The sequence below is a fragment of the Limnobaculum parvum genome (genome assembly GCF_003096015.2).
GTDB lineage: Bacteria > Pseudomonadota > Gammaproteobacteria > Enterobacterales > Enterobacteriaceae > Limnobaculum > Limnobaculum parvum.
The window spans coordinates 315,204-328,981 of record NZ_CP029185.2 but is presented as its reverse complement, the minus strand read 5'-3'; the positions used below and the strand labels follow the sequence as shown (position 1 = coordinate 328,981).

The window sequence follows — 13,778 nt, the reverse complement described above, 5'->3', positions numbered from 1 at the left end:
AATTAAAAAACCAATGCAATGCTGTTATATCGGATTGTACCTTTGCAGCATCGCTATCAATCAGTGATGTCAAAACTCCCGGCATGGGTTTTGATGGCAGCATAAGGCAATACTGACCAATCAGGATATTCGCATGCCCGAGCGACTCGGGGAAATGATGGACTAAAATAGAGGCCTTTCGGCGTAAAATGCCAGTTAACAAAGGTCCAATATTCAACCGTACTGTAATCACATTCATCGCTCTTTTTCATTTGCGAGGGATGAAGTTTACGCATTTGCTCTACAATCCAAGGAGCAAAAACAGTACTTCGATAAGCAGAGAAAGCCTCAAAACCTGCATCATCTCCCCCCTGCTCATTGTAATAAACTGGCTTGCCTTTACCCAACCAGATGACATCTTCAAGCGCCAGCTCCTTGCCGCTCTTCATATCCAAATTGATAGGTGAATCAGCAAAATCAGGATGGGCACCACCGCAATAATAATCCGTAAATACCGATGCACTGATCACCGAAGGTGAGAAATAGGTCGGTTTTACCGATTGATTAAAATCTGCCTGTCCGGAACTACCGGATAATCCCCCCAACATGCAACCATGATAATCAACGACTTCACGCCACAGACGATCTCTCAGTCTTATATTTACCTGAGCCATCTGCTCCTGAGGATATCCAGACAGTAATTCAAACATCCGAATACCGGAAATCGGCTCTTTCCACCAGCGAATACGATACCCCATGAACTCCTGTTCATTCTCTGCTTTCAAAGGCATATCCAACAAACGCAAATAATCGTAGAGATTATCCTTACTTAATGAGTTTTGATAAGGTGTTTGCCCCTGCTTTTTACCTACAGGGATAATGGCCGGCAGCAGTAACACATTGGTAGTCTTTGCTTTATCGCCATGCCACTGGCCACTAAGTCCACCTTCCGGTGTCGGTGTCAATGCCATCCAGGCCGCTTTCTGCTGACCTACCACACGCTCATTTTCATATAGTTTAAGGCTACCACCTTCTGACTGGGTTCCCGTCAAGGCGATATCTTTACGATAGCGTGAATAAAAATAGCGCCCCGTTATCTCATTAGACTCAGAAGTAACCAGTTCAATCACCACTGGAGATTTACCGATTTGGCCAGTATAGGTCATTTGCTGTTCATCATGCTGAGCATGCGCAGGATAGAGTATGCTCAGCCAGAGAATTCCCGTGGCAGAAAGTAACGTAAATAATTTCATAAAAACCCTTAACGCATATCGACGTGAATTATTGCGTCGCCAGTTCCCAACAACAGATCAATGATAGCCACTTATTAACGAGCTGCCGCAATAATTGCCTGCCCAAGCGATAATCCACCGTCACCCATCGGCAAACGTTCAGGCCAAATGACGTGCATATCCCCCAGATACTGAACGACTAATCCACGTAATAAGCGATTGTGCATAACGCCGCCAGACAGCACGACAGTATCGATCTGGTATCGTTGAGCAAACATCTTCGCCATTGTGGCAAAACCTTGTGCTAATGCATCATGAAACGCATAGGCCCGCTCTGCGGGTGGTGCCTGATATGCCAACCATTGATGCCAGAATGTTGCCAAATCCAACTGATTATCAACGACTGGCATCGTTACGGGATGAGCGGTTAGGCAACATTTTCGCGCCAGTGCCTCAAGCTTACAGGCCGCTTCGCCTTCCCAACTGATAGCAGAAGAAGATATTGCCAGCGCCGCTGCAACCGCATCAAACAAGCGACCACAAGACGAAGCTTGTGGTGAATTTAGCCCTCGTTCAATCGCAACCGCCAACGGAGACCAGTTTTCTCGGGTAATCACTGCCGCAGCAGAATGCTTCTGCCAGTCGGGAACAAAACGTAACCACTGCGCTAACAGATTTCGCCACGGCTGAGAAGAAGCCTTGTCCCCCCCGGCATTGCTACTGCGGGCAATCCTCCTAGGTGATGACAATGCTGGTAATCAACTAACAAACACTCTCCTCCCCATAACTGACCATTCTCACCATAACCTAAGCCATCCAGAGCCAGACCAATTACCGGCCCTTGCTCTTTTCGCCAGCCGTGCTCCGCCAGACAGGCTGCAATATGAGCATGATGATGCAGAACCTCTATAAGCGGTAGTCCACGTTGCACCGCCAGTTCTCTGCCATAGCGGTGGCTGACATAACCAGGATGGGCATCAACCACGATGGTCTCTGGTGTAAAATGATAAATATCTTCAAACAGCATCAATGATTGCTGATACTGCTGCTGGATATCCAGATCGTCCAGATCGCCCAAATGCTGGCTGAGTACGGCAGCGTTGCCTCTTAACAAGCAGAAAGTATTTTTCAGATCGGCACCCATGGCAAGAACCGATGGAATATGTTCAAAACCACCCGGTAGTTCAATGGCATCAGGGACATAGCCTCTGGCACGACGTAACATTTCCGCGTTGCCATGATGATAACGTATAACCGAGTCGTCTGCCCGCTGCACAATATCGCGATTATGCATCAGCCACAGGTCCGCAATATCGGTTAAATCATCCAGCGCCTGCTGGTTAGACAACGCAGGCGGTTTGCCTGACGCGTTGCCGGAAGTCATTACTAGCGGCCGGTTTACCATGTTGACTAACAGGTGCTGCAAAGGATTTGATGGCAGCATCAACCCAACTTCATCCAACCCCGGACATATGGCATCACTTAAAGGAGAACCCAAAGATTGAGTCAGCAGAACAATCGGCGCTGGGCTACTCGTTAATAGCTGCTTTAATGCTTCACTCCGCTCTTGGCTACAGTAATTCAGCCATTGTGGCGAGGGCAGCATAACGGCTAAAGGTTTAGACGGACGATGTTTACGTTGGCGCAATGTATTAACGGCATCGCCATTAGTGGCATCACATGCCAAATGAAAGCCACCTAAACCTTTTATTGCCAAAATACCACCGCTTAACAATAAATCAGCCGCTTGATGCAGTGCATTATCGCCGATTATCTCGACCGTTGGCGAATCACCACTACGGCTAAGCCAGATATATGGACCACAAATTGGGCAGGCATTGGGCTGGGCATGAAAACGGCGATCTGCCGGTGACGCATATTCCGCTGAACACGTTGAGCACAAAGAAAATTCAGCCATTGCCGTATAAGGCCGATCATAAGGCATTTTTCGAATAATGGTAAAGCGCGGACCACAATGTGTGCAGTTAATGAAAGGATAGCGGTAACGTCGGTCTTCGGGGTAATAAAGTTCGCTCAGGCAACTGGGGCAAGTTGCCGCATCGGGAATGACCTGAGTATCCATGTGACCCTCACCGCTACTACGAATGGTAAAATCCATCGGCAAGGCCTGCCAGTTGAAAGAGTAAGGCATAATGCTTTCTATATGAGCCAGCGGCGGGCAGCGTTCATAAAGTTGCGTCAAGAAAGTCTGATAAATGTCTTCTGGTGGCATCACCAGACGAATCAATACGCCTTCAGCATCATTACAGACATCGCCTGTTAACGCTAAATCATGAGCCAATTGCCATACATAAGGACGGAAGCCGACTCCCTGAACCTTTCCTTTAACCCGAAGCTGTATCCCATCCGATATCACATCATGCCCCTTAACCACATCGTTCACGATTATCGCCCGTACAACCGTTATTTTGCGCTACCCAGCACTACGGGTCACCCAAAAAGATCAAAGAAATTATCAATTAGGCCACAAAAACTACTCGGCTTTGACCGAAGATGTCTATAATGTCACCTCACGTCGACTATTCCCTTGTTCGGCCCGCAGCTATGACGCAATAACAATACACAGGATGCTGACCAACAGAGTACGGTTTATGAATAACAAACAACAACTATTTACTTTAAGCCCCTACATGGAATTTAGTCGTAAGCAGTGGGCTGCTCTGAGGGATTCAGAGCCATTGACGTTAACCGAACAAGAAATTATTAGCCTGAAAGGGATCAACGAAGACCTTTCACTGGATGAAGTTTCTCAAGTCTATCTGCCGCTTTCTCGCCTGCTAAATTTTTACATCGACAGTAACCTGCAAAATCAAGCAGTACTGGAGAGGTTTCTGGGAATCAAAAACCAACGGGTTCCTTACATTATTAGCGTAGCAGGCAGTGTTGCCGTAGGCAAAAGTACCAGTGCTCGCGTATTACAAGCGCTGCTGAGCCGTTGGTCTAAACACCGGAGAGTTGAATTAGTCACCACCGATGGTTTTCTGCATCCCAACCATATTCTGCGTGAACGGGACATGATGCAGAAAAAGGGGTTTCCCCAGTCTTATGACATTCAGAATTTGGTACGTTTTGTCTCAGATATCAAATCAGGTGTACCACGCGTCGAAGCTCCAGTTTATTCTCACCTGACTTACGATATTTTACCGGGCGAAACTCAGATTATTGAACAACCAGACATTCTGATTCTTGAAGGGCTTAATGTGTTACAAAGCGGGATGGATTATCCTCAATCACCGCACAGAGTGTTCGTTTCCGATTTTGTCGATTTTTCTATTTATGTTGATGCTAAAGAAGATCTGCTGCATCAATGGTACATCAATCGCTTCCTTAAGTTCCGTCAAGGCGCATTTTCCGATCCTGACTCTTACTTCCACAGCTATGCACAGCTGTCTGAAGAGGAGGCTGTTAAGATTGCCAATAATATCTGGCTGGAGATTAATGGAAAAAACCTGATTCAGAACATTCTACCTACCAGAGAAAGGGCCAGTTTGATTCTGACCAAAGGGGAAAACCATGCGGTAGAGAAAGTTCGATTACGTAAGTAACCGAACAACCCCATAACTACATAATATTCCCTGTGTTAAACGCGGGGAATTAACGAGTCGTTATCGGGGCGCAGCGAAATCTCTCCGCCTATAAAAGGTTTAAGTACGCCGTCTTGATCCAACAATAATGCACCCTGCTTATCAATCCCTCTGGCAATACCATGAATTTGCTGTTCACCAATCAACAGTTTCACCGGTCGATCGATAAAGTTATCCAGCTTACGCCAACGAGAAATAAATGGTGCCAGGCCTTGCTGTTCAAACTGAATCAGGGATTCCCGCAGGGTTGAAAGCAAACAAGGTACTAACTGATTACGATCGATAGCGATACCGCTATCAGCTAGATTGGCCCACTGTTGATTAACCACCTTGCTGTCCGGCTCGCGCATGCTCAAATTGATACCCGCGCCAATAACCACATTGGCGGCATCTCCGGTTTTCCCTGTCAACTCAACCAGAATGCCTGCCAGCTTACGATCGTTCAGGTAGAGGTCGTTAGGCCACTTAACTTTTACGCCTTCTGCACCCAATTTACGCAGAACTTCAGCCATGACGATACCAATCACCAAGCTTAGGCCAATAGCCGCTGCCGGCCCCTGCTCCAGACGCCAGAACATAGACAGGTAGAGGTTGGCACCAAACGGAGAAAACCACTGGCGTCCACGGCGACCACGACCCGCCTGCTGATATTCGGCCACGCAGGCATCGCCGGACTGAAGTTGTTCCAGTCGCTCCATCAGATACTGGTTGGTAGAGTCTATCACCGGTAATACCGTCACCCGCCCTTCAGATAAACGTTGCTTTATCAATTGTTCATCAAGCAGTTGGATGGGCGCGGGCAAGCTATACCCCTTGCCGGGAACAGTAAATACATCCAGTCCCCAATCTTTTAAAGTCTGCATATATTTATTGATGGCGGCACGACTCATCCCCAGTTCAGTGCCAATTTGCTCACCGGAGTGGAATTCACCGTCAGATAATATCTTTACCAGTTGCAATGGCACGGCGATATTTTTCATGCCAACACCTCAAGCGCATTGCGCTCACCCGTTTTGCCAATAAAACGAACTTCCGGCTCCAATATAACCTGAAAACGGTCAGCCACTTGCTTTTGCACGTAAGCAGCCAAAGCGAGAACATCCTGCGAGGTGGCATTATCCTGATTAATGAGTACCAGCGCCTGCTGTTGATGAACGGCAGCACCACCAATACGATGGCCTTTTAGTTGGCACATATCAATCAGCCAACCTGCGGCCAGTTTTTCATAGCCGTCTGCCTGTGGATAATGAGGAGCCCCGGGATAGTGTTTCAGAATCTCTGTTGCCTGCTGAGCGCTTACCACTGGGTTTTTAAAGAAACTGCCCGCATTTCCAGTCACGCTGGGGTCAGGTAATTTACTGGTACGCATCGTACAAACGGCCTCAAATACCTGCCTTGGCGTCACTGTTTCCAGATCAAACTGACGCAGATCCCCATAGGTTAAGACCGGTTTCCAGCGTTTCGCCAGTTTTAAACCAACGGCTACAATGGCATAGCCATCGCGGAACTGGTGCTTAAAAATACTTTCCCGATAGCCAAAATGGCACTGTTCAGACTTCAATCGGGTTAACTCCCCGGATCGCAAATTGAGGAGATCGACATATTCACAAACATCTTTCAGCTCAACGCCATAAGCACCGATATTTTGGATGGGTGCAGAACCAACACAACCGGGGATAAGCGCCAGATTTTCTAAGCCGGCAATGTTATGTTCCAGCGCATAACGCACCAGTTCATGCCAGTTTTCACCAGCACCAACATGTAGATACCAGTTATTAGCCGACTGGCCGATTTCTCTGCCTTTAATACGGTTCTGAATAATCCAACCGTAAAAATCCTCTAAAAACAGCATGTTACTGCCTTCCCCCAGCAACAGTGCCGGGCACTGCTGTTGTTCAGACTCTTGCCATGCATCGATCAACTGATCTGCAGATTCAGCAACAATCACACGCTGAGCATGAACGGGTAAACCAAAAGTATGAAGATTCTGAATCGATACGGATGGATGAGTCATAGAAGGTCCTGACGTAGTTATTACGGGTGATTAAAATACAGGGAAAATGATGTGGGTAAGTCTACCTGAAATTTAATACTACGTATATTTTGGGGGATTTTGGGGCATTTGTTGTTTTAGATTGTTTTGATCCGATGTACATTTCGCCGCCTCAAATGCTAAGGCTGACTCGGCCCCGCAGCCCACGTCGAGTCAGGAGGGTCAGGGCGAACACCCCTGACAACCCCGCGCCCTTTTGAATCGCCGCTGTATTTGCAGACTGGTTCTGTGTCTGTACACCAGTCACTGCCTATATGGGCTAAGGTGTTTTGAGGTTGCGACCTGTGCTTTGGTTTGCTTTTCTGAGAAATATTGAGTAAGACCTTTCACTTCGCCCTTCAGGTTAAAGCATCCGAATGTTACCTCAGCCAATAAAAAAGTAGTATGAGCCGCAGGGATACGGCGAAAGGCGCAGCGACGTAGGGAGCGGCTCTGCGCCGGTACGTCGACTTTTTTATTGGCTGAGGTTGCCGCCGCTACGCGGCGGTCAACAGTCGGCTGCACAGGCGCAAGGAGAGCAAACACCGTTGCCGAGATAAACACAACACTTAAAACGGCGAAACTTACACTGGACTAAACATTCAAACAACAACATCTGGAGCGGCTTTGTGCAAGCGCGGGAAATACAAAGGGGCGTTCGGCCTTACGCCCCTTTGCTCGACGCAAACACCATTACTGCGCCAAGCTCAACATTTGAGGCGGCGAAATGTACACCACAACAAACCAGCCTCAATATTTAATTTTGAATCCCTCAATCGTCATCACCGCCCGCGGCTCCACCAACACCCTTTCTACCCTCGCCGACTTCGGCCCAACCTTGAGCCACGCCAGTAACTTCTCTACCTGTTGCTGCTCGCCGCAGGCGCACACCTCAACGCGACCATCATCCATATTGTAGGCATAGCCCGTCACTCCCAGCGCGGTTGCCTGTTGCTGAGTGTAGTAACGAAATCCAACGCCTTGCACAATCCCCGAAACATAAGCCATATAACAGACTTTCATCCTGCCTCCTTTATTTATTGAAAGAAAACCTCTTTCTATAATTTCTTCGCAAAATAAGAAATCGATTACATCATTTACTGGATATATTCATTATCATATACGTGGCCTCAACGATCGTTTGTTGTGGCAACGGATGATAAAAAATGACAACGCTCAGAAGGAATCTGACATGTTTAAAAATCTCTTCGGCAAGAAGACTCCCCAAAAAGAATTCATTACCATCACACTAAACGCTAAATTGCAGCCAATGCACCGTGCTGATTTAGCCGATGCCTTAAGTATCGTACTCGACAAGCAAAATATCGGTGATATTTGCGGTGGCGGTTCGCTGTTGGAAGATAATGGTGAAATCCAGGAGTGTGATATTGAAATTGAAGCCACCGATAGCAGCGAACAGGCTATCGATCATATCCTGGATTTTTTGAACAATACGCTTTCTCCAAAAGGTTCCAGACTGAGTATTGGGGATAAAGTCATTCCTTTTGGCAAACATGAAGGGCTAGGACTTTATCTTAACGGTACCGACCTGCCGAATGAAGTCTACCAAAATTGCGATATTAACGAAGTCTGGGCAGAAATCGAAAAACGGCTGGGAGAAGAAGGTAGCATTTACAGCTACTACCAAGACAGCGCCGAAACCGCACTATATCTATACGGCAACCAATTTGACGTTATGTATCAGTTAATTAAGCCATATATCGACAGCTATCCATTGTGCCAACAGTGCCGTATTGTAAAGATAGCCTGAGAGCTTTTATTTAGTGATAATACCTCTATAGTTAATAGGGACATGATCACCACCATCAGACACAGAGGAACTATCAAGTATGAAAACAAACGTTCGCCGGATTCTGCTTGCTCTGACAATAGCGGGTACCGGTTTAATTACAGCGATGCAACCCGCTGCGGCTAATATATCAACGCCAGCCCAACAAAAAGTACAAGTTCCCGGCTATTACCGAATGCAATTAGGCGATTTTGAAATTACCGCACTGTATGACGGTTATGTCAAAATCGATAATAAACTTCTCAAAGGAATCAGCGCTAAAGACGCCAAGACCCTGATGGACAAAATGTTTATCGATAGCAGCAATGGCGTACAAACCGCCGTTAATGCCTATCTGATTAATACCGGAAAAAATCTAATATTAGTGGATTCCGGTACCGCTAAATGTTTTGGCCCAACTCTGGGGGCAATCAACAGCAATATTAAAGCTGCGGGTTACTCTCCTGAGCAAATTGACACCATATTATTAACCCACCTGCATGCTGATCATACTTGTGGTATCGCTGATGACGGTAAGATGGCTTTCCCTAATGCTACGGTTTACGCTTCCAAAGGTGATGCTGACTACTGGCTAAGTTCTGCGGTGATGGCTAAAGCACCGGATACAGCAAAGCCCTTATTCAAAATGGCTCAGGATGCGGTGGCTCCTTATCAAACAGCGGATAAGTTTAAAGTCTATAACCCTGGGGATACTTTGATTCCTGGAGTAGAAGTGGTAGCGACACCGGGCCATACGCCGGGTCACTCTTCCTATTTATTCAGCTCAAAAGATCAGAATCTGCTGGTTTGGGGTGATATTGTTCACAGCCATTCCATTCAATTTGCTCATCCTGAAGTGGCACTCGAATTCGATGTTAACAGTAAACAAGCCATAGAAACCCGCAAAAAGATGTTTGCTAACATCGCTAAAAATGACCTGTGGATTGCAGGAGCACACTTGCCTTTTCCAGGGCTTGGACATGTTGGCGTTGAAGGTAAAGGTTATAAATGGGTTCCTATTGAGTACAGCCCCATTATTGTAACGTCAGACAAATAATCCCGCTGATGATCACAAGGCAGCTTTCGCTGCCTTTTTTATGGTATTCATTAACCATAAAGAATTTGGTTTATGATCCCGACCTTCAATATTTAAAGTAAAGATTTAGATAAATCAGCCCGGCTTTTACTTAACCACAAACATCAGTTGAGAACTCACTTACCGGAAGCCAATGGTACAACGCAAACCGCCCTGCGACTTGAGCCAAAAAATAGAACATGCGCGCCCAATACGCCCCTGAGCTCGGTCTGTTTACCCTGCTTATCCAGCCATTGAAGCCTTTTCGCTCTGCTTTTCTCTTCTGCTCTGGTTACATTAACCGTTATTAATGCTCACTCGAATAGGACGGCTGAAACTCAGATCTAATTAATATTTTTTATCAAAAGGCAAAGTTGCTTTAACAATAAATTTAAAACAACTTGATTGTTGTTAATATTCTAGGGTTATTTTTGTTTTTATAAAAAAAAATTTATATATATTATCCCCACCAATTAATTTCCAAATAAATACAAACACCATCTCTAATTACTCATTTTTTCCCTGCCACAGCCTTAACCAAGGCAAAATCGTCGTAAATGAAATCGCTCAGAATTATTAGAAATATTAAATAAATCGATCGTCAAATATTTTAAAAAACAGAATAAAAACCAACAAATAATTACAATATTAATGAAAGTTAATATTTCAGATGATATAGTTAAAAAATAACAATATTTATTTTTTAATATTTCCCGTAACAATGGAAGATGCGGTTATGAAACAGAACCCAATAAAAAAGTCATATTCATTCAAGAGAAAAGCACTGTTAATCAGTCTATTATCAAGCATTGTAACCATTCAAACACAGGCTCAGGAAGCCATTTGGAATAATAATACAGGAAATAATCTATTTTTTGATGGCATGAACTGGTCGACAAATCTGGTACCAGGTAATAATGACATCTTGTATATAAAAAACAGTGACGGGCAAGAAGTAAAATTAATTCTCGACAATTATAATGCGGATATCGGTTCAGCTCCCATTTTTATTGGACAAGGCGAAAATAATAATAGCTATCTAAAAATAATCAGTAGCCCTGATGATTCATCAGACCATTATTACAATGGCACTATCACTGTCGGAAGTGCTGGGGCAATAGGTTTAGTAGAATACCAACATGGTAAGATCGGAAATACCAGTAGCCTTGATGAGATTGATACCATAAATATTGGTTCTGGCTTAAATAGCCATGGAACTATGTCGTTATTTGGCATTGGTAAAAATACTACCGACCAATTCATGGGTAATTCAATAATCAGTGCTCAAGATACGTATATTGGTATCGATGGTGGTACCGGCATCTTGAACATTAGCGGTAGCGAACTTGATATCAATTCCCATTACGACAGTATTAATCCGGTTTCATTTACTCTCGGTGATGGTAGCAATAGCGGAATTAGCAGCAAAGGCACCATGAATATCCTCGCTGGCGGAAAAGCAAGTTTCTCCGCGGGACACGGTATATCCTCGTATGCCCTACCAACCTCAATTATTGGTTTAAATCAGGGTGAAGGTACACTGAATATTTCGGGTTCAACGGTTCTTAATGATGAAGTCATACAAAGCCGAAGCTACTTTGCTCAGGGTTTAACCATCGGTCAAGGTGCTGGCAGTATTGGTACCGTTCAAATCACCGATAGTGGTTATATGGCAACCATGTCAGCCGCAGAAGATACCACCAACATTGGAGCCTATGTAGGGGTTAATGGCGGTAAAGGCTCAGTGCTGGTTTCCGGTGAAGGCAGTGTCTGGAATGTTTCTGGGCATACTTTCTATGGTAGTGAGACTGGAGAAATCGGTAATCTATCAATTGGGGAAAGCGGCACAGGTACAGTCACTCTCGCTAATGGTGGTAAGCTTTCACTTGGAAAGACCGATTTCCATCTCTCTTTTGACTCGTCTACTTACTATATGAAGTCAGAATACAATAACAGCCAACTGGGTGACCTCTATCTGGGAAATCAAACCGATGGTGTTGGCTCACTTAATTTTGGTGCCGCCGAAGATCAGTCGGCTGAAGCGGCAGGTATTCTGGAAGTTAACAAAATCGTATTTGGTGCCGGAGACGGTACGGTTGTCTTTAACCACACGGACAACAGTGGCCTTTATATTTTTGAAACCGAAATGGTCAGCAGTGCAGAAGGTCAGGGTACCATTAAACAAGTCAATGGTGTGACCGTCTTTAATGCTAACCAAAGCACATTTACCGGCAAAACCGAAGTTACCGGAGGTACGCTGGTTGTTAATAATATGCTGGGTGGCGCGATGTCCGTCTCCAATGGCGGTACGTTGACAGGTATTGGCAGCATCGGTCATACCACCGTAGGCAATGGCGGTATTATCTCCCCAGGACAACTAAACTCAACAGAACCCGAGAGTATTACCATTAATGGTAATCTCATCATGGAGTCTGGATCTAATTATATTGTTGATATCACGACCAATAGCGCATTGCCTAATCCTTATGTTTCCGATCTGATCCAAGTTAATGGCAGTACGGTATTGAACGGCTCAGCAGTCACAGTTCGGGATAATGGTGATAGTGTGCTTTATGTCCCAGGCAGCCGTTGGCATATTCTTTCCTCCACTGGTGGTGTTACCGGCGAGTTTGCTGCCATATCTCCGCTACTGTATGTGAATGCAAACTATGAGTATGACGAGAATAACGCCTACCTCACCATCACCCGTAATCAACAAGATATTTGTACTGCTAATATGAGCTCAAATGAATGTAGTGTTGCGGAAAATATTGTTGAGCAACCCAGTGAGATTCATGACGAAATCATATCTCAACCGGATGAGAAGTCGGCTAAACATGCATTGGATCAACTTTCAGGTGAAATCCACGCCTCTGCAAAAAGTGCTCAGTTAGAAGATAGTCGCTTTATCCGTGAAGCAGTGAATAACCGTCTACAAGATCCTGCCGTAGGTGATGGTGCATGGGGACATATTTATGCATCGTGGGGTAAATTTGACAGTTCTAACGATACAGCTGAGATGAAACGTAACATTGCGGGTGTTTTCTTAGGTGTTGATAAATCCCTGAATGAAACATGGAAAATGGGTCTGGTCGGCGGTTATGGTAAAGCGGATATTACCGTATCCGATCGCTCTTCCTCCGCCGATCGTTATGATTACCAAATTGGTGCCTATACCAAAGGACAATGGGATAACTTTAACCTGCACGCTGGTGTTTCGTATGCCCTGAATGACTACTCAACTAAACGAAAAGTCAGGCTCCAGACAATACGAGATGACTTGAATGCTGATTATAACGCCTCAACCTCACAAGTATTTACAGAAGCGCGTTATCTGTTCAATGTGACACAGACTCTATCTGTTGAGCCTTATATTGATGCCGCCTATGTTCATATTGAAACCGATGACTTCACTGAAAGTGGTGGCAATGCCAAACTGCATAGTGCGTCTGATAGTACCAATACCTTCTTTACAACCTTGGGTAGTCGGGTGACGAAACACTTTACTCTGGAAAATGGCCAGACCACCAAAATCTGGGGGAATGCCGGCTGGCGTCATGCTTACAATGATGTTACGCCAACAGAAAAAGTTAATTTTGTCGGTGCCAATAGTTTCAGTGTTGAGGGTGCATCAATCAGTAAAGATGTGGCCGTGTTAGAAGCCGGTGCTGAAATCAAAGTAACGCCAAATACCGAAATTGGTGCCATGTATAACGGTCAAGTCGGTAATAACACAGAAGATCATGGGGCGAAAGTCTATATAAACTGGCGCTTCTAATTATTATTATTCAAAACCTTCATAATGTTTGCTTGTCAAAACGTTATGAAGGTTTTTTTCGTTTTTTTAGAAATAAATCACTAATTTATATTTACCTGCCTCCTTTTCAGCATATTATTCCAAGAATAGAAATCAATTATAAGAAAAAATCAGTTTCTTAAAATCGATCTCCATCCTCTCATATAAAATAAATCACTTTAATTTCAATTAACTAAAAAAACTTACTACATATTTTATATAAATAGATTAAACGCTTGGTGAAAAAAATAAAATATGCTCAGTAAATGT

The 13,778-nt window shown here is 44.8% G+C and carries 8 protein-coding genes and 1 pseudogene; 4 read left to right on the top strand and 5 right to left on the bottom strand.

The window, feature by feature from the left end:
• Window positions 1-56: 56 nt before the first annotated feature.
• A complete protein-coding gene (locus tag HYN51_RS00895; protein ID WP_108901127.1) occupies window positions 57-1,232 on the bottom strand; it encodes a hypothetical protein in 1,176 nt (391 codons plus the stop codon).
• A 74-nt stretch (window positions 1,233-1,306) separates the two neighbouring features.
• A pseudogene (hypF, locus tag HYN51_RS00890) lies at window positions 1,307-3,588 on the bottom strand (carbamoyltransferase HypF).
• A 235-nt stretch (window positions 3,589-3,823) separates the two neighbouring features.
• Here hypF and coaA point away from each other — a divergent pair.
• Complete coding sequence (coaA, locus tag HYN51_RS00885) at window positions 3,824-4,777, top strand: type I pantothenate kinase (protein WP_108901126.1); 954 nt, start codon at window positions 3,824-3,826, stop codon at window positions 4,775-4,777.
• 35 nt (window positions 4,778-4,812) lie between these two features.
• Here coaA and birA read toward each other — a convergent pair whose 3' ends face one another.
• From birA to yccX, 3 genes are all read right to left on the bottom strand, one after another.
• Window positions 4,813-5,796 (bottom strand): bifunctional biotin--[acetyl-CoA-carboxylase] ligase/biotin operon repressor BirA, encoded by a 984-nt coding sequence (birA, locus tag HYN51_RS00880; protein WP_108901125.1) that lies wholly within the window; start codon window positions 5,794-5,796, stop codon window positions 4,813-4,815.
• Window positions 5,793-6,830, bottom strand: coding sequence for a UDP-N-acetylmuramate dehydrogenase (gene murB, locus HYN51_RS00875; RefSeq protein WP_108901124.1), 1,038 nt, complete (start codon window positions 6,828-6,830; stop codon window positions 5,793-5,795). The genes birA and murB overlap by 4 nt, the downstream gene beginning before the upstream one ends.
• A 768-nt stretch (window positions 6,831-7,598) precedes the next feature.
• On the bottom strand, window positions 7,599-7,871 hold the full coding sequence (yccX, locus tag HYN51_RS00870; RefSeq protein WP_108901123.1) for an acylphosphatase: 273 nt from the start codon (window positions 7,869-7,871) through the stop codon (window positions 7,599-7,601).
• A 169-nt stretch (window positions 7,872-8,040) separates the two neighbouring features.
• Here yccX and HYN51_RS00865 point away from each other — a divergent pair, with 169 nt between their 5' ends.
• The 3 genes from HYN51_RS00865 (at window position 8,041) to HYN51_RS00855 (ending at window position 13,490) form a co-directional block, all read left to right on the top strand.
• Window positions 8,041-8,619, top strand: a complete 579-nt coding sequence (locus HYN51_RS00865; RefSeq protein ID WP_108901122.1) for a hypothetical protein — start codon at window positions 8,041-8,043, stop codon at window positions 8,617-8,619.
• Between the two features lie 79 nt (window positions 8,620-8,698).
• Complete coding sequence (locus tag HYN51_RS00860) at window positions 8,699-9,694, top strand: MBL fold metallo-hydrolase (RefSeq protein WP_108901121.1); 996 nt, start codon at window positions 8,699-8,701, stop codon at window positions 9,692-9,694.
• A 754-nt stretch (window positions 9,695-10,448) separates the two neighbouring features.
• On the top strand, window positions 10,449-13,490 hold the full coding sequence (locus tag HYN51_RS00855) for an autotransporter outer membrane beta-barrel domain-containing protein (protein ID WP_192878429.1): 3,042 nt from the start codon (window positions 10,449-10,451) through the stop codon (window positions 13,488-13,490).
• Window positions 13,491-13,778: the final 288 nt, after the last annotated feature.

Coding starts and splice junctions, on each gene's coding strand:
- murB (WP_108901124.1), bottom strand. CDS start 6,830: ATGACTCATCCATCCGTATCGATTCAGAATCTTCATACTTTTGGTTTA.
- HYN51_RS00860 (WP_108901121.1), top strand. CDS start 8,699: ATGAAAACAAACGTTCGCCGGATTCTGCTTGCTCTGACAATAGCGGGT.
- yccX (WP_108901123.1), bottom strand. CDS start 7,871: ATGAAAGTCTGTTATATGGCTTATGTTTCGGGGATTGTGCAAGGCGTT.
- HYN51_RS00895 (WP_108901127.1), bottom strand. CDS start 1,232: ATGAAATTATTTACGTTACTTTCTGCCACGGGAATTCTCTGGCTGAGC.
- coaA (WP_108901126.1), top strand. CDS start 3,824: ATGAATAACAAACAACAACTATTTACTTTAAGCCCCTACATGGAATTT.
- HYN51_RS00855 (WP_192878429.1), top strand. CDS start 10,449: ATGAAACAGAACCCAATAAAAAAGTCATATTCATTCAAGAGAAAAGCA.
- HYN51_RS00865 (WP_108901122.1), top strand. CDS start 8,041: ATGTTTAAAAATCTCTTCGGCAAGAAGACTCCCCAAAAAGAATTCATT.
- birA (WP_108901125.1), bottom strand. CDS start 5,796: ATGAAAAATATCGCCGTGCCATTGCAACTGGTAAAGATATTATCTGAC.